The organism is Arenibacter aquaticus (assembly GCF_003957295.1).
GTDB classification, from domain to species: domain Bacteria; phylum Bacteroidota; class Bacteroidia; order Flavobacteriales; family Flavobacteriaceae; genus Arenibacter; species Arenibacter aquaticus.
The window spans coordinates 809,373-829,942 of sequence record NZ_RQPJ01000002.1; the positions used below are offsets into that span (position 1 = coordinate 809,373).

10 protein-coding genes are annotated in these 20,570 nt (G+C 39.3%); 1 reads left to right on the forward strand and 9 read right to left on the reverse strand.

The annotated features are described in order from the left end of the window. Nucleotides 1-11: 11 nt before the first annotated feature. From EHW67_RS06255 to EHW67_RS06290, 8 genes are all read right to left on the reverse strand, one after another. Nucleotides 12-1,154 (reverse strand): FG-GAP repeat domain-containing protein, encoded by a 1,143-nt coding sequence (locus tag EHW67_RS06255; protein ID WP_126161496.1) that lies wholly within the window; start codon nt 1,152-1,154, stop codon nt 12-14. An 84-nt stretch (nt 1,155-1,238) separates the two neighbouring features. Further along, the gene (locus tag EHW67_RS06260; protein WP_126161497.1) at nt 1,239-3,239 is read right to left on the reverse strand and encodes an amidohydrolase family protein; all 2,001 of its coding nucleotides are present in this window, start codon (nt 3,237-3,239) and stop codon (nt 1,239-1,241) included. Nucleotides 3,240-3,297: 58 nt separating this feature from the next. Next, a complete protein-coding gene (locus tag EHW67_RS06265; protein WP_126161498.1) occupies nt 3,298-4,446 on the reverse strand; it encodes a dipeptidase in 1,149 nt (382 codons plus the stop codon). A 168-nt stretch (nt 4,447-4,614) separates the two neighbouring features. Continuing rightward, a complete protein-coding gene (locus EHW67_RS06270; RefSeq protein ID WP_126161499.1) occupies nt 4,615-6,015 on the reverse strand; it encodes a RagB/SusD family nutrient uptake outer membrane protein in 1,401 nt (466 codons plus the stop codon). A 15-nt stretch (nt 6,016-6,030) separates the two neighbouring features. Beyond that, nucleotides 6,031-9,369: a TonB-dependent receptor gene (locus tag EHW67_RS06275; protein ID WP_126161500.1), complete on the reverse strand. Its 3,339-nt coding sequence runs from the start codon at nt 9,367-9,369 to the stop codon at nt 6,031-6,033. 122 nt (nt 9,370-9,491) lie between these two features. After that, on the reverse strand, nt 9,492-10,559 hold the full coding sequence (locus EHW67_RS06280; RefSeq protein ID WP_126161501.1) for a FecR family protein: 1,068 nt from the start codon (nt 10,557-10,559) through the stop codon (nt 9,492-9,494). 133 nt (nt 10,560-10,692) lie between these two features. Then, nucleotides 10,693-11,358 carry an RNA polymerase sigma factor gene (locus EHW67_RS06285; protein ID WP_126161502.1) on the reverse strand — a complete coding sequence of 222 codons (666 nt, stop codon included), beginning with the start codon at nt 11,356-11,358 and terminating at the stop codon, nt 10,693-10,695. Nucleotides 11,359-11,771: 413 nt separating this feature from the next. Beyond that, nucleotides 11,772-13,988 (reverse strand): DUF7133 domain-containing protein, encoded by a 2,217-nt coding sequence (locus EHW67_RS06290; RefSeq protein WP_126161503.1) that lies wholly within the window; start codon nt 13,986-13,988, stop codon nt 11,772-11,774. Between the two features lie 459 nt (nt 13,989-14,447). On the opposite strand from EHW67_RS06290, the gene EHW67_RS06295 reads away from it, so the two are divergent. Then, nucleotides 14,448-18,626 carry a hybrid sensor histidine kinase/response regulator transcription factor gene (locus EHW67_RS06295; RefSeq protein WP_126161504.1) on the forward strand — a complete coding sequence of 1,393 codons (4,179 nt, stop codon included), beginning with the start codon at nt 14,448-14,450 and terminating at the stop codon, nt 18,624-18,626. Nucleotides 18,627-18,762: 136 nt separating this feature from the next. Here EHW67_RS06295 and EHW67_RS06300 read toward each other — a convergent pair whose 3' ends face one another. Then, nucleotides 18,763-20,547, reverse strand: a complete 1,785-nt coding sequence (locus EHW67_RS06300; protein WP_158285086.1) for a RagB/SusD family nutrient uptake outer membrane protein — start codon at nt 20,545-20,547, stop codon at nt 18,763-18,765. Nucleotides 20,548-20,570 lie beyond the last annotated feature (23 nt).

Below are 20,570 nucleotides of genomic sequence, written 5' to 3' on the forward strand. Positions count from 1 at the left end.
ATTTGGAATTATTAGTTGCCTTTTTTCTTTTGATTAAAATAATATTGGTTCAATTCATCGGAATTACTTTCAATAATATCCAGTCTCCCGTCACCATTTAGGTCTGACGTTAAAATATCGTAGGTGTTAAAATTTTCCTCGTTTAACTTTATGGACTCCCACCTTTTGCCTTTACCCTTGTTCATAAAGACCATGTTGGGCTGATTATAGTTGCCGATCACTATGTCTAGATTACCATCCAAATCCATATCTCCCAGGTTCACGGCAAAGGAGTTGCCATTTAAGGCATCATAAACCACACGCTTGGTATACTTAAGTTTTTTATCCCCAAAATAAATAACGTTTGGAGCTCCAATATTGGCTGTGATAATATCTAAATAACCATCATTGTTTAAATCGGCTATGGCTACAGACCTAGTGCTGTCCTTACCGGTTCCAAAGCCAATTTTTGTATTAAAATTTAAGTTGCCGTCATTAAGATAAATGGCATTTTGCTCCCCATCCGGTGTCTTGTTCCGCTCACTTTCCCTGTTGGCCAACACCAAATCCATATGACCGTCACTATTTATATCTGCCACCTCAACATCAATAGTAGAATCGTTTTTTGTCCCAAAACCTATGGAAGGGGCAAAATTCCCCTTACCATCGTTTAGGCATATTTCATTTTCCCGCCCTCTATTGGTAATCAAGATATCGGCATCGCCATCTTGATCAATATCGGCAACAACAATATTTCGTGTAGGGGCGTATGCTATACCATAGCGGGGACCTTTGGTAAAATTCCCTTTACCATCATTGATAAAAATATAATTAGGAGCCATATCGTTGCCAACGGCTATATCCAAGTCACCATCATTGTCAAAATCGGCCAATTCTGTAGAATAACTGGTTTCGCTTTCATCGCCCAAAAGTTTTGCAACCGTAAATATTCCACGCCCATTATTTATAAAAATTCTATTCTGGCCGGGCCAATGTCTACCGTTGGCAACAACCAAGTCTATATCGCCATCTTTATCTATATCTCCCGCACCTATGGACGCAGTTCTTTCTTTGAGTATCCCTAGTATAAGTCGCCCACTGGATTTAAATTCCATTGTTTGGGAATACATAGAAATCATACAACTTGAGAAAAAGGAAAGAATAATATATTTCATGTTTTTTAATGTTAGTTCGTTTACCGCTCTATGCCTATAAGTAGCGTTTTACTTATTTGTAGACATATAATGACTGTTTATTTTTTATTTAAAGTGTTCTATTCCTCTAGATCTATACAACTCATCGGCGTAGAACAGCTTACCGTCTTTCATGGTCCATTCTACTCGGCGTATATCACTTATATTGTTTACTGGATTACCGTCTACCAAAACCAGGTCTGCCCCTTTTCCCACAGCTATGGAACCGTATAAATCTTCCACTCCTGTTATTTGGGCCGATTTTATAGTTGCCAATTTTAATACCTCATGCGCAGGAATACCTGCCTCTACATATAGTTCCAGTTCTCGATGGTATAAAAATCCGGGAAGTCCGTCCGTACCAGGAACAATGGCTACACCTTTTTGGAACAAATCATAAATTACGGCCAACATTTTATCATAGCTGGCCTTATATCTCTTCAGTTTTTCGCCTTCGTTGGGCATGCCCCCTGCGTAAAAGCTACGCTGGTAGATTATAGGAAACCTATTTGCAACTGTGCTATAGGTAGGACTTGGTTTTCCTTTCTGAGCAAGAAACTTGTTTTCAAAAATGGCAGCCGTTGGGTCTATAAGGATATTTTTGTTACGGAGCAGCTCTATAAAATCTACATACTCCTTAGCGTTAAGATCAAGGTCGGCACCGTATTGCGCAGGCATGGTAAAACGCAATGGCGTCCTGGTATCTATGGTATCCGATAGGAAATTAAGGAACAACATGTTAATATGCTGAATTTCATTATACCCTTGATTTATGGCTTGCTTGGCATCCATGAAGGCCGGAATATGACCACTTACCCGCATTCCAAGTTCATGTGCCTTTTTTGTTAATGGTGCCACCCATTCCGGTTTAATGGAACTGTATAATTTTATCTGCTGATACCCTAAACGTTTATAGTCTTGGATCTCGGCCAGTCCTTCCTCCAGGCTCTCAATTACATTGCGTTGATTGGCAAAGGGTCCCGGGCCATCTATTATACCACCGAAGGTTACAATATGCGGGCCAAGGATATCATTACTTTCAAACTGTTCGGCCAATCCTTTTAAATGCTTATTGTTAGCCAGGTCGCGCACTGCCGTAACACCGCCAGCAAGGTGCAGCATTCCCCTAAATTTATCATTGTGGGTATGCATATCAAACATACCCGGCATAAGTGTTTTACCCGTTCCATCTATCAATGTGGCATCCTTGTCCAACACTATTTCTCCAGTGCTGTGAATGGCCTTGATCAATTTCCTTTCTACAAGAACATCCTGATTGTAAAGCAGTGATCCAGATTCTGTAAATACATTCACATTCTTAATCACAACCTTATCCACATTATGGGTTAGCGTTTTGGCAATCGCAATCAGGCTTTCATCTTCAATACCGTCCTGTATACCTTTCATCTCCTGACGTATAGGACTAAAATCGGTTCTAATTATATGCAGGTTGCCCGATATTTTAGCTATCATCTCATCGCCCAGCATCCATATATAAACAGGGTTTAGATCCAGGCCTTTTATGGACAAAAGTTCTACCGATGTACCATTGGAGAGTTCCAAGGGAATTTTGTTTATTAATTCGGCCTCGCCTTTGGGATACAATGCCACTTTCCCGGTTTCGGATTTTAGAGCCAGTTGGGCCAGAATTTCATAGACTGCCGGTGAGCCATCAAAACGAAAATAAAGTTTATCCCCATTGAAGTCGCCCGTAGAAGTGCCCATCAAGTTCTGAGTTACGGCCGTGCCTGCATTGCTCGAAAAATTTTCCTCAATGGAAACCTTGGAATAATTGATCCCTTTTACGGTTTGGGCCACTATAAAATTATCATCGTTAAGGGAGATGACTTCTTTGTATTCCGGGCCTCGGCCTCTATCGGTGTAAGTGTAATAAAACTCAAAGCCATTATCCTTAGTCCTCCATTTTTCATAGGTCCCGGCCAGACTTTCCCGAAACACCACATCGTAAACAGTTTTTTCCGGACCGTTACCATCTAACATATCCAGTTCCTTACAACTGGCCATTAAACCGATTGAGGAAAGAAGTATAAGGATAGCGTATTTCATAAATAAGGATAATAGGGCAATGAGATTGATATAATTTTTAAAGCGTTATAGCAGTTTATTAGGGTTTTAGGGTCTCACTATAGAAGCGAAGCCAATTTTGACCCAATATTTTTTCAATATCACCAGTACTATAGCCTCTTTTGTCCAATAGTCTGGCAACGTGACGAAAACGATCCGGGGTATCCAGTTCAGGAATCCACGGTGGCCACTGAACCTTATAGGAAGGTTTAAAACGTGTAAGTCGCGGCACATACCAGTTTTCACGGGTTGCCCCGGTTGCTTCCAATCCTTGTATGGCAAAGTCGGACGCCAATCCTACATGGTCTATGCCACCAACCTTAACAGCATGATCTATATGATCAACATATGTTTCAAGGGTGGTTTCTATTCCTAGCTTCGGCCCAATCATATAGCCCAGACAAATAATACCCATTATACCACCCTTATCGGCCATGGCACGGATCTGTTCATCGGTTTTTGCACGGGGATGGTTCCTGTGCAAGGCTTCGCACATAGAGTGATTTATGGAAACAGGGGATTTACTATGTGCAATGCCCTCATTGGTAGTTTGTTCACCACAATGGGATAAGTCTATTATAATTCCCAACTCGTTCATACGATCAACCACCTCAAGACCAAAATCTGATAAGCCACAATTTGTTCTTTCTGTACTTCCGTCACCCAATAAATTGCGTTCATTATAGGTTAATTGCATCCAGCGCATTCCCGACTCATAAAGAGTGTCCAAATTTTCTATGGATTTTCCCACCATGGTAGCATTCTGGAAACCCAACATAACGGCAGCCTTGTCTTCTTTCTTGGCCTGGATATAATCTTGACTACTGGTAGCAAGTATAAGTTGGTCTGGGTTCTCCTTAATAATCTCTTGCCATGCCTTAAGGTTTCTAAGTCCTTTGGCCAAATCCCCGGAGTCTACAGAAACATTGAAGCCTGTGTAGCCGGACTGGGCCAGGGCTTTGAAAGATTCCTCATTCCAGTTACGTCCAATGATAAGTCCGTCGTTAACTATGGCCTTGCTATAGAGTTCATCAATTTTATCATTTTGAAGATGGGAAAGTAATGCTGTGGATTTATCGGAATTGGAATCGATGGTTTCCATTATTGATGAAAGTGCTTGTAGGGATTGCCCAGGTAAAAGGGCCCCTAGCGATAGAATTTTAACTAAATTTCTCCGATTTGATATCATAGTAATCCATTATAATTGAAATTATATGCTGTGTTGAAATAGCACACCCCAAGCCTATATGATTGTACAAATCAAGGCTTATTATGCTTAATAATCCCTGTACACACATTGGGACCGCAGCATGGCTTTCCCAATGTGTATAACAAGAATTTTACCGTTGACTAAAGGTTAATAACCTGGGTTTTGTGTAATATTCGGATTAACATCTGTCTCATCCTGTGGTATTGGCAAGATATTGGTTTCATCACCATAAGGTATAAAGCATATGCTTGCGGTACACTCATTTCTAACAATATCTTCCTTTCTTCTCATCAGGTCCCAAAGTCTGTGCCCTTCAAAACATAGCTCCAACCTTCTTTCCTGCATAATTTCATCTATAAGCGATTCTCCGGAAACCGTAACACTTATTGCAGTTGGGAGTGCTCTCTGGCGAACCATATCCAAGTCTTCCTGAGCTCCTGAAATATTGGTTCCTATTTCCGCTCTGGCTTCGGCCCTAATCAAATACACTTCTGCCAAACGCATCACCTTTGTATTATTGTAGCCCAAAACATTAGGATACTTATCTACCCTATAAGGAGCATAATCGCCAGCTAAAAGAGGATCTTCCTTAAAAACTTGCAATCTGGCATCCCCATCATCGTACAAGGATACCACATCATTGGATGGCAAGTAATCACCATAGCCTTCTACCACATACATTGCAGATATACTGTTTCCCCCTTGGTTATCAGACTCGGTCATCGATATTTCAAATATGGATTCTGAGTTGTTATCCTGTGTCCATAGCGTTAAATAATCGGCATTGTCCACTAAGTCATAACCTGCCTCAATAACGTCGGTAGCCATAGCTTCGGCATTTGCCCAATCTTCCTTGTACAAGTAAACTCTGGACAACAATGCCTTTACCGATGTAGCGGATAAGGTGTTGGAGTTTCCGCTTCTAGACGTATCGTCCATAAGGGAAATGGCCGTGGTCATATCAGAAATTATTTGATCATACACTTCTTTAACCGTATTTCTTTCAGGCTCCAAGGTAGGGTCGAATTCAAGAATTAACGGCACTCCTAAATGACTTGCATCAGCAGTGTAAGTATAATGTTGTGCAAACAACTTTACCAAATCAAAATAAACCAAACCTCTTAAAGCATAGGCTTCACCTAAAATATGGTCTTTTTTATCCTGTGATGTAGCAGTTACCTCTATATCTGAATTGATAATATTATTCAGTGCGTTATTGGCAAAATAAAGTCCTGTCCATAAAGCACTTGCTTGGCTGTCCGATACACTTTGTACGTGTTGTGCATAATCTACAATCCTATTGGCTTGTTCATTCTGCTTTACGTCATCGGCCAAAACGTCCGGGATCAAAAACATATACCTACCATAGTAATATGCTCCTGAAATCTCGTTATATACCCCGGTGATAGAGGTCTCTAGATCTTCTAAGTTTGTTATAGCTTCCTCATCAGAAACTGCATTCTCAGGGCTAATGTCTAAAAATGATTCTGAGCATGACATGAAAAGCCCTATCAGTATCAATAATATTATTTTATTATAATTTTTCATAAGTCTTTTTTTTATTTACAATTGAATATCTAAGCCTAAAGAGATGGTCTTCATTGCAGGCGTCATTCCGTTATAATTTCCATTTATGGCCTGTTCTGGATCTATATACAAGTCTTTATCTTTTGTAAATGTCAAAATATTGGTACCTCTGGCATACATCCTTATAGAATTAAGGTTCAGGTAGGATGTAATTTTTTCTGGAAAATTATAGGCGAATGTCAAATCTTTTAAACGCATATAACTTCCATCATATAACCATCGTGTAACATTTGCCTGGTTACTTCCTGATTGACCTCCCCAAACGAATTTTGGAAACAAGGCATCTGTTTTTCCTTCAACCCATCGGTTTTCATACAAATAAGTAGCGGTACTTCTTGGTGCCAACCTTCCATCACCCAAGGTTCCCCTTGCCCTACCATCAAAGAGGTAGTTGTCGTAGGAGTACATAAAGTTGGCGTTTAAACTAAAGCCCTTGTAAGAGAGAGCCGTATTAAACCCACCAAAGAAATCCGGAGTGGCCGATTTACCAACCATGAAACGCTCTGCATCTCCAATATCATTGGTTATTGTGGTCCTCGTGGCATCGGTATAATACAATGGATCCCCATTGGTCTGATCTACCCCGGCCCAGTCATACATATAGAAAGATTGGAAATCCTGTCCTACTTCTCTTCTAAAAGCACCATCTGTATAGTCTTCTTCCAGCTTGGTAATTTCATTTTTAATCAAGGTAGTATTGACTCCTAGACTCCATCTGAAATCATTTTTATTGATGATTTCGGCATTCAAGGTAAGCTCCAAACCAGAATTGGTCATTTCCCCATAATTTTGGGTAAGTTCTGTAAATCCGGTAGTTTGTGAAATTGGCACATCCAAAATAAGATCTGAAGAAACTCTATTAAAATATTCAACAGTACCATTTACCTTACTGAAGAGTCCAAAGTCCAACCCAACATTAAAGTTTTCCTGTGTTTCCCAGGTAAGATCCGGGTTACCAAGTTGTAAAGGACTCCCTCCTGGTGACCCGTCATAATCTTGGCCATAGTTGTACAATCCTAGAGATGCAAAATTACCAATGGCGGCATTACCTGTTACCCCAAATGAACTTCTTAACTTAAGTAAATTGACGAATGAAATATCGTCCATAAAGTCTTCTTTGGCGACGTTCCAGCTAGCACCAACCGAATAGAAAGTACCATATCTATTGTCTGCACCAAATCTTGAAGATCCATCGTTCCTAATACTGGCAGAAAGGAAGTACTTGCTATCAAAATTGTAGTTGGCTCTCAAAAACATGGAACTAAAGGTATATTCAGATCTATTTCCACCTACTGAAAATTCGGCCGAAGCACTGCCCAAGGTTTTAACTATATCATTAGGAAAATTTGACCCTGAGCCCCAATGTGATTCCCTAGTAGTTTGTTGTGCCTCATATCCACCCAAGAAATTAAAAAAGTGAGTGTCTGCCAAAGCAAAGTTATAGTCCAAGGTATGTGTTCCTACCCATGTTTTGTTGGTAGTAGTTGCCTCATAGGCATAACCGTTATAGTCCAGTCCAGATCCATAACGTCTGTTATAATATTGGGATTCGTTTATACTAAGTATATCAAAATTCCACTGGGTTCTAAATACCAAGTTCTTAAGGAAGTTAACAGAAAGGGCCAAGTTATCAATGATTCTTGATGTCTTGGTCTCCCAAAGGTCATCTCCACTTAAACTACCCACAGGGTTACTGGCAATAGGAAAGTAATTGTTATGTTCCGCATTGTACTGTCCGTCCTCATCGTAGATAGGAATAAGCGGAGACAGCTCCAAAGTATTTTTAAACGGGTTGTTCCAAGAACCGGCATCTGGGGCCGTACTGGATGTAATATCCGAAATAGAAATATTGTTGGAAATGGTTATATAGTCACTGGCCTTGTATTCTAGATTGGCACGTGTACTAAATCTTTTGAAACCGTATCCTATAATATAACTTTCTTGGTCCATATACCCACCAGACATAAAGTATTTTACCTTATCCGTAGCACCTCTAACGCTCAAATCATAGCTTTGTGTAACACCGGTACGGGTAATGGCATCTAACCAATTGGTATCTGTTGGCTCACCGGTTGAAGGGTCTATTTGTTGCGTAAATCTGGAATCTAGCCTTGCTTGCGCTTCTTCGGCCGTATCGCCCTGATTTATATAACCTTCTAAAAACAATTCTGTGTATTGAGCCGCGTTCAATGGCTTCAAGATGTTTTTTGAAGCCTGGGAATTAAACCCGGTAAGTGTTTTAAACTCAATGGTTGCCTTACCTGTCTTTCCCTGTTTTGTAGAGATCAAAATAACCCCATTTGCCCCTCTAGACCCATAAATTGCTGTTGAAGCTGCATCCTTTAAGATACTAATGCTTTCAATATCATTAGGGTTTATGGATGCCATAACGTTGGAGCTGGCTCCATCGTTATCATTGGTAGCCTGACTACCGGCCTGAATGGGAATACCATCTATAACGTACAAAGGCTCACTGGATGCATTGATAGATCCAATACCCCTAATCCTAATTTCGGTATTGGAACCTGGGGCCCCATCAAGAGCCGATGCCTGAATACCAGCTACACTACCCCTAAGGGATTGTTCAAATGAAGAAGTGGGCGCCTGCTCCAACTCGTCACTTTTTACTATACTAACAGAACCTGTTAGGGCTTCTTTTTTCTGCGTACCATAACCAACTACCACCACTTCACTAAGTGCTGCTGCATTTTCCTCTAGCACTACATCTACCACAGACTTGTCCCCTACTGGAATACTCTGGGTCAACATTCCTAAATAAGTGAAGACCAACACTCCATCTTGGGGAACCATAATACTATAGTTACCATCAAAATCTGTTTGGGTACCCACAGTGGTACCTTTTACTAGAATATTAACGCCCATTAAAGGAATCCCATCAGTATCCAAAACGGTACCGGTTACTTCCTTTTCTTGGCTTGCTTCTTCTTTTAGGTTTAAGGACGTTTTATTAACATCTATCCCAATCTTTCTAACAACAATTTGATTTCCATTTATTTTATAGGTCAAATTGGTTTTTGAAAAAGCCTTGTTTAAAATGGTAGATACTTCTACGTCCTTTAAGTTTAAGGAGATTTTTTTGTCTGTACTTAAGACATCATCCTTATAAAAGAAGTAATAGTCACTGTTGTTCTGTATTTCTTTAAAAAATTCCTCAATGGATAAATTTTCGATTTCGACATCAATTCTGCTCTGTCCTATTGCATAGTTTCCATAAACTGAGGATAGTCCTATACTAATTAACAATAAAAACATTCTCATAAGCGCAAGGATACCTTTACTTAAAGTTTTTTTCATATTTTTGATTTTGGTTTTTTAATGTCACCATAAGCTGGTGATATTGACTTAATTACACCAGAAGGTGTTGCCGCATCTTCTGGTTTTTTTTCTAATACTTGAAATAGGTTGTTTTTAATTCATTAGCTACTTGGGTTAATTATTATTTTATCTTCCGAGAATTTATAGTTCACATTTGTACTCGCCTTTATATTTTCCAATACGGTATGGATGTCTTCATTTAGGTTCAGTGTCCCTGAAAAGGTTTCTTTGTCCTTATCTTCATATTCCACATCAATATCCACATTGTAATATCTTGCTATTCTTTTAGTGATGTAACTTAGGTCGTTGTTCTTAAAGATCAACACCCCTTCCCTCCATAAAAAATAGCGGTCTACATCCACTTTCTCAGAAAGAATACTTTTCTTTTCTTTATTATAACTGGCTTTTGTACCTGGGATAATTTTCATCTTTTCTACATGGTTGTCTGTAGTAGAAGAACTGGTTTGATAACTAATTTGAACGCTACCGCTTTTTAAAACAGTATTAATGACCCCCTCATCTGCGTAATCGGTGACACTAAAAACGGTACCCAACACCTCTATTTCCTGACTATCGGAAATGACTACAAAAGGTTGGTTTTTATTATGGGCCACATCAAAAATTGCTTCCCCCTCCAGATATAGCTCCCTTCTTTTTCCATTAAAGGCAGCAGGATATATAATTTTAGACCCAGAATTTAACCATACAATAGTACCATCCGATAGGGTAACCGTGGATCGCTTACCATAAGGCACCAACAGGGTATTATAGACTACTTTATCATCATTGGTAGTTTCCTGATTGATTTCCGTGGTACTGCCCAGTTTAACTTTTTCCCCTGTATTGGAATAGTTAATGGTAGCAGTATCGTCATCTACTTGCAGGTTTTTACCCTCGCCCAGAACAAGAACTACCTCGTCCGTACTGTTTACATCTAGCTCTTTTGAAGCTTTTGCAAAATCTGTTATGGAAGTTGATGGAGCACTAAAGAAATAGAAACCAAAAAACGCCATAAATGTCATTAACGCGGTTACGCTGGCTGCTATGTAAAAACGCTTTCTTCTAATTGCCAACCTGTCTATGGTGGTAAAGATCCTATATTGCAGCGCCATTTTTTCCGACTCTGTGATGGGCAGTATTAATACTTTATTCGATTTTATTTTTTTCATAGTTATTTTATTCGATAATAGCTATTGAAACTCATTTCCCTGTTAATGTTTTAAAGTCTCTTTAGTGTTGTGCTATGTACTTGGCTTTTCTAAACAAATGCCGGTTTGCTTTTTTGGTTTGGACTAAATACTTTTAAAATTTTAATTTCCTTAGTGATTTTAAGGCCCTATAAACCGAGGTCCTGGCGGTTTGAACCGACACTTCCATTATTGCTGCTATTTCCTCAAATGACCTATCCTGATCAAACCTAAGGAACAAGATCTTTCTTTGCTTTTTGGTCAAGGTCTCCAATGCTTTTCCCAATTTCTCGTTCATTTCGGAGGTGTTTTCCCGACTAATAATGGATTTCTCGCAGGAATTGGTATGGTTCTTCTGATCAAAATCAGTTATAAACTCAAATTCATCCAAAGAAACCGAGACATTTTTGGTCCTATACCTTTTATTAATTTTTCGTTTCAGGGACTTAAAAAGGTAGGATTTAATATTGTCTGTCCTAGACAGGTTTTTTCTATACTTGAACAAATCAACAAAAAGGTCGTGTATACAGTCCAATACATAAGCCCTGTCCTTGGAGTGGTACATTCCATAGGAAAATAAAATATTCACATATTTATTATAAAGCTCTCCCAAGGCCAACTTATCCCCTTCAATTAATCTTTCCCAAATTAGGACCTCCTCTTTCTCTTCAACAAATAAGCTCCCAGCGTTAAATTCTTGGGCTTGATTAAAAATCTGATCTTCGTCATTCGAATTTTTTTCCGCTACTAAAGCCAATGCCAATTCACCATATTCCTGCATAAGATTTAAATTTATTTTGCGAAACCACCACCTAAAACATCGATGCTTCTATTATTACAAGTACGATACTTTATTATTATAGACACCTAAATTCAAGAATTACTGAAAAAAAACAATATTCAAAATTAGAGGGGGTCAAATCTATTATTAGATAAAATGAATAGCCTAAAATTGCGCTTTTAATAAGGCCTTGGACACTGAAGTATATACTGAAGTAAATAATGAAAAGGGGGGATGGTATTATTTTTTTGGAATAAAAAGAATTGCAATTAAGGGGCTACCTACCAAAGATCATATAGATTGCTCTGGAAGATTTGGGTCTTTGCGGAAAGTTGGAGAAAAGGTTATTAAAGGGACAAGGAATACCTGTATAAGTACCACACGTCCCTTTTTATATTATTTTCAACTCTATGCTATTTCAACAGTTCTTCCAATGTCCAATAGTTTTTCCTATCAGCATTTTTTTCTCTTATTTCGGCTACTTCCCTTTCACGTACCCATGAGGTACTGTTCATGGTACGAATGTAAGAAGCTACTTGGCTAATCCACTCATCATCGTTGGAGCCCATGGGTAGCATAATACCATATTCCTTGCCATCTATAGGCCCGGTAAGTCCGTTTAGAAGAATATTTACCAAGACCTCCTTATCGCCCTTCACCCTAGGTGATCCTATTAAAGGTGGTGCTATCAAGGAATTTTCACCATTAGGAACCCCTTTTAAATCCGGTCCATGACAGGTTACACAGGTCTGCATATATATATCGTAGCCGGCAAGTGCCGTCATTTTATGAATTCTACTACTGTTGGCAAGGCGTTTCTTGAATTTCAAAAATTCGGAATCCTTGGCTTTTATTCCCAAGGCAATGGAAGCCGTTATCACTTCATTATCCCTATATTGCTCTACTATGGAACTTGATAGCTCCTTGGCCTGGGTACTTTGGGAATAACCCAAACTCAATGCCAATTGTTTTACCACATTAATATCAACATCATTTTGCAAAGGAGCCAATGCCTTAATAATTCCATTATCGTCCTCCTTCAAAAATGCCTCACTTAATTTTATTGCCGAAATTCGGACCCTATAATCCTGGTCATTCAACTTTTGGAGTATCAGGTTCCTGTCCACAATACCAAGTCCTTCCAGGGTCCATAATGCATGGACTCTTTGAAGCGCATAATCCTTATCCCCAAAGTTATCTGTCCAAAATGACTCATTGTCCATGGCAATTTCCTTGAGCTTGGGAACAACTCCCATATCCCCCTTTAAGATAATCAGCTTTTGTGCCGTATTCCTATACCATCCATTGGGATGTCCTAAATACTCTACCAATTCCTCCGCGGATTTATCCAAAAGTTGAGGCTTCCCACTAGGTTCTATCTCCTCATGAACAATACGATAAATCCTTCCTTTCCCAATATTCTTATCCAAACCTTTGCGAAGTATAACCGGTCTTAAATGACTGCCTTCCCTTGTCCAGTTCCCTTCCTGAATAATACCACGGTACATGTCTACAATGTAAAGACTCCCATCAGGTCCGGTTTTTGCCTGTACAGGTCTAAAGTTCAAATCTGTAGATGCTAAGAACTCGGCCTCATCATAGGCATTGTACAATACTTTTTTTCCGTTCTCATTTTTTACTTTTGCCCTACGTATCAATCTCCCCACGGGTTCAGGAATAAAAAGATCCCCGTAGGCGGATGGAGGCAATTTATGACCCCTATAAATTTCTTGTCCGGCCACCCCGGTAAACTTATTAAGAGTCCCATCTGCCTTTAACCTTAGTTTGGCACCCCCTTGGACATCAGGTGTCCCCACCACTGGCCAAGGTTCCATAAAGCCCTCCGAAATTTGCCCTTTAGGGTTAAATTCCCCATATATTGGAGGTATCTGAAAATTATAAGCAGCTATTTCTGATCCTGCAGAAGAATAGTACATATTTCCCAGATCATCCTGGGTCAGGCCCCATTGGCCACCGGAACCACCTACCAAGGAATCTACCTGAATACCATCTTTATTAAACCTAAACCGCAGTGGGTTATAGGTGGTATACACCCAATTGTCAAGGTTCCAAACCAAACCACTCTGTTGGTGCTCCAGGTTTCCGCCCCTTCTTTTTGGATTTTCATAAACCCTGATCTTTTCATCGGCCACCCCATCATTATCCGTATCCCTATAGCTCCATAGATCATAGGAATAGGTTTCATTTACAATAAGGCGGTCATCCAGCGGCAAAATCATCCTAGGCAATAACAAACTGTCAATAAATACAGTACTCTTGTCCATTTTTCCATCCCCATCCAGGTCTTCCAAGAGTTTTATCTGACTATAAGGTTCATCTTCCCCATCTGCATCCACCGTTTGCATATAGGTATCCATTTGGGCCACATACATCTTACCGTCCCCATCCCAGGCTATGGCAACCGGCTCATTCACCATAGGTTCTGATGCTACCAATTCTATCCTATACCCCTCGGGCAAGTAAAATTTTTCCAGACTTTCTTCAGGAGAAAGAAAGTCGGATGGTGCTTCCCGTACAATTTCGGGTTTCACATAAATCTTATCCTTGTATTCCTTTTTTCCACAACTCACAATCCCCAAAAAAAGGAGGCTCACCCACAACATTCTCATAATCAATTATTTACAGTTTGTTTACTTTTTTTATTCGCCCAATTTAATCTTTTTCACACTATAAGGTCCTTTTCCTGGCTCGTTTTTTCTTTGGTTATTTCCAACCCTAAGACATCATCCAAAGCATTTGGTTAAAATTCCATTGTGGATAACATGGATACCTAGAATAACGTTTTTAGCTAAAATTGCTCTTTATAATAAGAGTCCGGAATGCCCTATCATCACTCATACAGACCTTGGCAATTAGGTACATTGGCCATGTTTAATAATATATGTTAAAATAGATGTTGGACGGACATTATATATAAGAAGGAGGTTAATGCCATTAATGTATTGATTTATATTTTTGTGCTTATCTTGTATTGTAAAGAACTCGCAAGCCCAGCTTGCGATATCACAATACTATATTTTCAATTTCATAGGCTTGGCCAAAAAGTTTTATAACATCAACAGTAAATAATGATCATACGTATTTGTACATTTTTTTTGGTTTGTTGCCTGCCCTATTCAGTATGGGGACAGTTTAAGAATCTCAAATTTGAAAATTTAAACACCATTGATGGTCTCTCAAGCAGTACATGTACTACTATTTTTCAGGACAGTGATGGGTTTATGTGGTTTGGCACCATTGACGGTCTAAATAAGTATAACGGTTATGAATTTGAAATATACCGTTCTATATTAAACGATTCAACTTCTATAGGCAACAACAGAATCAATACCATAACAGAGGATAAATTTGGCAACCTATGGGTAGGGACCAGCAACGGCCTTAATTTTCTGGATAAAACCACCTATAAGTTTCATCGCATTAATTTATACGGCGATCAATCCCTTTCCAAAAGTCCCAGAAAAATAATTAATGACCTGTTATATAGCCCAGAGTCCAATAACCTATGGGTAGCCACCAATAATGGTGTCATTAAAATAGACCTAACCAATAATCCCGGCTATGGACACCCGTTAGAGATATCCTATTATTTAAATGAGGCCTCCAATCCCAATACCCTGGACAACAACAGTGTAAATTTCATAATTAAGGACCGTAAAAATGCCTTATGGTTTGTTACCAATGGACAATATTTAAATCGCTACAACCCCCAAAAGAATAATTTTGACAGGGTGCATATTAATGTCTCCGAACCCTATGAACTTAACCACATACCAAAAAATGTGTTTATAGACTATAATGACGATTTTTGGATAGGCAACAATTTATCCAATATTATATTGTGGTCCAGGGAAGATAACAGTTTTTCACATCTTTCTTTGGTTGAGGGCGATATACCAGTACGGGATTTTTATCAAGACAAAAACGGCACGGTGTGGGTTACCACAGACGGGCATGGGCTTTTCCTTTTTAATAAGGACGAAAAAATTAACATTCAAAATATTCTTAACGATCCTTTTGATTCCTTTTCACTACCCAACAACAAGCCATCGGTAATCTACCAAGACAAAAGTGGCATTTTATGGATAGGAAGTTATGATAAGGGTGTAAGCAAACTAGACCCATCTAAATATTCCTTTGGCCACTATTATTACCAACCAAACAATGAAAAAGGGCTCAATGAAAAGATTGTACAGGCTGTTTTGGAGGACTCCAAGGAACGAATATGGATAAGTGCCTACAACGGAGGGCTAAATCTATTTAATGAGGAACAACTATCATACACACATTATAGCCATGACCCCAAAAACCCAAATTCCTTAAGTTCCAACAAAATATTATATACGTTTGAATCTTCCGATGGCGCTATTTGGATCTGCACCTTGGATGGTGGAGTAAATAAGTTTAACCCCGAACTCCAGACGTTTAAACGTTTTGTCCATAAACCTGCGGATCCTAATTCTATTGGCGAAAGTTCTGTATGGACAGGAGTTGAAGATGACAAAAACAGGCTTTGGTTTGGACTAAGGACAGAAGGGCTGAGCTTGTTAAATCCCAATACCGGACATTTCAACAATTATAAAAATACAGTTCAAAATGAGAACGGACTAGCCAGTAATTTTGTTTTCTGTCTTTTTATAGATTCCAAAAACAGGTTGTTAATTGGTACTTCACTCGGCTTAAATTACCTGGACCTGGATCAATTGGAGGAATACGCTCCTGAACAGATCCAATTTCAACAAATCCAGGCCAATGGTATTGAAGGCACAGGTATTAATTATATAACCGAAGACCATGTGGGAAATATATGGTTGGGAACAGACAGCGGAATCTTTAAGTTGGATGGTGACTTAAAACTCATAAAGTCCTACACCACCAAGAACGAACTACCCAACAACCTTGTTGTGGGCATTAAAGAAGATGAGAGTCATAAGTTATGGATAACCTCTAAAAGTGGACTTTCCCTACTAAACCCCAATACGGATCAATTTAGGAATTTTAATGAACACGACGGACTACAGGGTTTGGAATACCAGAGCAAGTCTATTGAAAAGTTGCATGACGGACGTATCCTTATAGGGGGCATCAACGGTTTTAATCTATTTGACCCCAATAATTTTGGTCAACAATCCGTACCAAAACTTAGTCCACAGCTTAGCAGTTTTAAATTAAATAACACCGATATATATCCGGGCGATTCCATTAATGGGAGAGTACTGTTAAACAAATCGATAAACGAGACCAAGAAACTCTCTTTAAATTACAATGAAAATTATATCTCATTTGAATTCGTAGCCCTTCATTTTGAAAACCCTGAGCTGATCCAATATGCCTATAAAATGCATGGATTGGATGATAGTTTTATTGATACGGGGAGCAATAGGGTGGTTAACCTGTCCAATTTAGAGCCTGGTAATTATATTTTTGAGGTTAAGGCCTCTTTGGATGGCCAATGGGACAATGCCGATTCTTCCAAAATAGCATTAGAGATACTGCCCCCTTTTTGGAAAACCTGGTGGATGAAAATTATTTACATAATTGTGGGAGGCCTATTGTTTTGGGCATTGATCAATTACTATACGCTACAGGTAAAGGCATCCCAAAGAAGTGAACTGGATCAAATGAAGCTGGAATTCTTCGTGAATGTTTCCCACGAGTTTAGAACGCCATTAACCTTAATACTTAACCCGGTAGACAAAATATTGGGAAGTGTATCCGATTCCGATCAAATTAAAACTTCTGCCTTAACCATTCAGAGAAGTGCAAGAAGGCTATTGCACCTTGTAAACCAATTATTGGATTATAGAAAAATGGACGTGGGCATGTCGCCCTTACAATTGGAACAAGGTAATATTATAAAATTCTGCGAGGATATTTTCTCCCTTTTTGTGCCCTTGGCCGCTAAAAAAGACTTGGATTACAAGTTTGAATCCAATACCCAAAAAATAACCACTCTTTTTGATTTTGACAAGGTTGAAAAAATAATCACCAACCTCATTTCCAATGCAATAAAATTTACCAAAAGGGGGGGCACCATTACCGTCATGGTCAACAAAAAATCATCCAAGGGCAATGGAAAACGTTGGTTTTGGTCAAAGAAGGAGCGATTAAAGGACTATGTAGAAATAGTAATTTCGGACAATGGGGTGGGATTGGAAAAAGAGCAACTAAAAAATATTTTCAGCCGTTTTTATCACCCGGACAGTACCACAACCGGAACGGGTATAGGTTTAAACTTTACAAAAGCCCTGATAGAGATCCATGGGGGAGAGATTACAGTAGAAAGTCGGCCTAAAAAGGGGAGCACCTTTACCGTTAAACTGCCCATAAATCTGGATTCTGAATGGGAAAATGTTGAGAATGTAAAAAATGAATTCCTTATCAATTCCATGAATGCCGTAGACTATGAAATGAGTATTGTTAATGATGAGTCTTCGCCATCTACCAAAAAAGATTTAGTTAGTGATTCCAAACGGTCTACCATCCTGATTGTGGAAGATAATAGCGAACTGCGCAAGCACCTGGTCAAGGATTTACAAAATGATTATATAATTAAGGAAGCCGCCAATGGGGTCAAGGGATTAACAATAGCCCAAAAAGCCTTTCCTGATCTAATTATCAGTGATGTAATGATGCCCAAAATGGACGGTTTTGAGCTCTGTAAGGAAATTAAGACCAACTTTGACACCTGCCATATCCCGGTATTGTTGCTCACCGCCCGAAGCTTGGATAACGATAAGGTAGAAGGGTATAAGAGCGGTGCCGACGGCTACCTGTCCAAACCTTTTGTCACCAGTGTTCTAAAAGCCAGAATAAGTAACTTATTGGCTGCCAAAAATAGACTGCGGGAACGGTTTTCGGAAATAGGCGGTTTAATCCCCTCTGCCGAGGTGACCACCAATAATATGGACGAAGTTTTCTTGGACAAGGCCACCAAGATCATCCTGGAAAACATAAACAATGTAGATTTTAAACAGGAGGACCTCTCCAAAGAACTAGGAATAGGTAGGTCCCAGCTTTACCGCAAAATAAACTCGCTCACCGGCAATAACCCCAGCTACTTTATACGCAGCATAAGGCTTAGATATGCTTCCGAGTTATTGCAGGCCAAACAATATACCATAAAGGAGGTAACCTATATGAGCGGATTTAACTCTACGGCCTATTTCAGCAAAACTTTTAAAGAACTCTTTAATAAGACCCCAACGGAGTTTATGGAGGAAAAAGAAAAGGCGGGGGAGAAGTAGAATCCTTGAGAGGTGTACCCAGCTGAAGTGGGTGTAGTGCCATATCTGCCTTAAGGGGCTTGATATTAATAAGGCCAAAAAAAGCAGCCATAACATATGTCATGGCTGCTTTTAACAAACTAACTAAAACCTATTTTTAATACCCAGGGTTCTGAAGTAATTGATCATTTAAACCTGTTTGGGATGTTGGAAGCGGGAATAAGTAATTATTTCTGGAAAAATTACGAATCGATGAAGGCTGAACTATGACAGCTCTTCTAGGACCAACTCCTGTTGTGGTGGTTCCTTCTCCGAAACCATATGCAGCTGGATCATATAAGGCAGTATTTCCTTCGTAAGCAGTACCTTCTATAACAGCACCATATATGGTTTCACCTAATTCTTCCTCGGCAATTCCCCATCGTTTTAGGTCATTAAACCTTGTTGCGCTCTCTGCATAAAGCTCAATGGTACGTTCCCTTCTAATTTCTGTTCCTATGTCCATTCCATTTACCGTTAAAAAAGTATTACTAATTGGTGGTAAACCGGCCCTGGCTTTCACTAAATTGATTGACTCATTCATTTGGGCATCCGAAAGGCTTCCATTTAATTCGTACAAGGCCTCTGCATACATTAAATATACTTCTGCCAGGCGTATAAAAGGCATGTCATAGGCTTCAGTTGTTGTTGCCCTGTATGCCTCATCGGTACCCCATTTCCAACTCATGAACTTTGAATTGAAATATCCAAAATTATTTGTTCCATTTAATGTTACATCTCCGGTTTCCGGTATCTCTCCAAGATTTTTGTGGTATGTAAAATAAGCCCTCATCCTTAAATCCCTGTTCTGGAACTCATCTTCTGTATTGGCATACCCCATAAATCTTTGTGACTGGTCTATTGGCAATCCATCATCGCACAAGAACATATCCATCATTTTCCTACTGGGCTTTACCCTTCCTTCAAAAACATGACTTACAAGTGTCCCTGCTTGTCTAAAAGTAAAATCGTACTTGTTATAAAAAATGAACTCCTTATTGGATGCCTTATCAAAACCACCGGGGTTAGACCCACCATCTTCTAGGTTGAACAAGAAATTTGAACTCAAATTATCAAGGGCATCGTTATGGTTCCAAAGCTCATAACCACCTTGGTCCATGACCGTTTTTGTTAAGGTCACAACCTCCTGTAAATAGTTGTTTATATTGCCCGTATCAAATCCAGCGCTACCAGCTCCTGTACTAATACCATCACCATCGGTAGTATCTCCAACATATTTCATCCATGTTGCCTCATGTAATAAGACTTCAGCTTTAAATGCCATGGCTGCCCATTTACTTATTTTTCCTTTATCAGAAGAACTAATTTCCTGTTCCGCAGGTAAACCGGCAATGGCATCATCCAAGTCGGCTAAAATTTGGGCAACCACTTCATACCTACTATTACGTGGCCCATATAATTCTTCCGAATCAACATCTAGAGGTTCGGTTACCAAGGTTACACCTCCATAACGTTGTACTAAAAAGAAATACTGCCAGGCTCTATGAAATTTGGTTGCCGCTACGTATTCTGCTATGCTTCCTTCCCCACTATATTCCTCTGCTCTTGCAAGTAAAAGGTTCATATCCCTAATAGCCGAGTAGGCTCCGGAATAATAAGAATCAGATTCTGGTGCTTGGGTGTCCCCCCTGCTATAAATTTGCATATCACTATCTTCTGTATAACCCACCAAATCGGAACCGTGATCGGCATATATTCCTTGGTCTCCCCATCCAATCAAGTTTGTATAAAACCTGTTTGAGCCTGTTAAAAAATGTTCGGCCTCGGTATAATAAACTTCGTCCGTAATGGAGGCTGGTGGAGCTAAATCTATAAATTCGTCTGCACAAGATGCAAAGAGTACCATAACACATGGTAGTACCTTATATATTATATTTTTCATTTGTATGTTTTTTAATTTAAGTA

Excerpts from the sequence above, each read along its gene's own strand:
- EHW67_RS06255 (WP_126161496.1), bottom strand. The coding sequence starts at position 1,154 with ATGAAATATATTATTCTTTCCTTTTTCTCAAGTTGTATGATTTCTATG.
- EHW67_RS06260 (WP_126161497.1), bottom strand. The coding sequence starts at position 3,239 with ATGAAATACGCTATCCTTATACTTCTTTCCTCAATCGGTTTAATGGCC.
- EHW67_RS06265 (WP_126161498.1), bottom strand. The coding sequence starts at position 4,446 with ATGATATCAAATCGGAGAAATTTAGTTAAAATTCTATCGCTAGGGGCC.
- EHW67_RS06270 (WP_126161499.1), bottom strand. The coding sequence starts at position 6,015 with ATGAAAAATTATAATAAAATAATATTATTGATACTGATAGGGCTTTTC.
- EHW67_RS06275 (WP_126161500.1), bottom strand. The coding sequence starts at position 9,369 with ATGAAAAAAACTTTAAGTAAAGGTATCCTTGCGCTTATGAGAATGTTT.
- EHW67_RS06280 (WP_126161501.1), bottom strand. The coding sequence starts at position 10,559 with ATGAAAAAAATAAAATCGAATAAAGTATTAATACTGCCCATCACAGAG.
- EHW67_RS06285 (WP_126161502.1), bottom strand. The coding sequence starts at position 11,358 with ATGCAGGAATATGGTGAATTGGCATTGGCTTTAGTAGCGGAAAAAAAT.
- EHW67_RS06290 (WP_126161503.1), bottom strand. The coding sequence starts at position 13,988 with ATGAGAATGTTGTGGGTGAGCCTCCTTTTTTTGGGGATTGTGAGTTGT.
- EHW67_RS06295 (WP_126161504.1), top strand. The coding sequence starts at position 14,448 with ATGATCATACGTATTTGTACATTTTTTTTGGTTTGTTGCCTGCCCTAT.
- EHW67_RS06300 (WP_158285086.1), bottom strand. The coding sequence starts at position 20,547 with ATGAAAAATATAATATATAAGGTACTACCATGTGTTATGGTACTCTTT.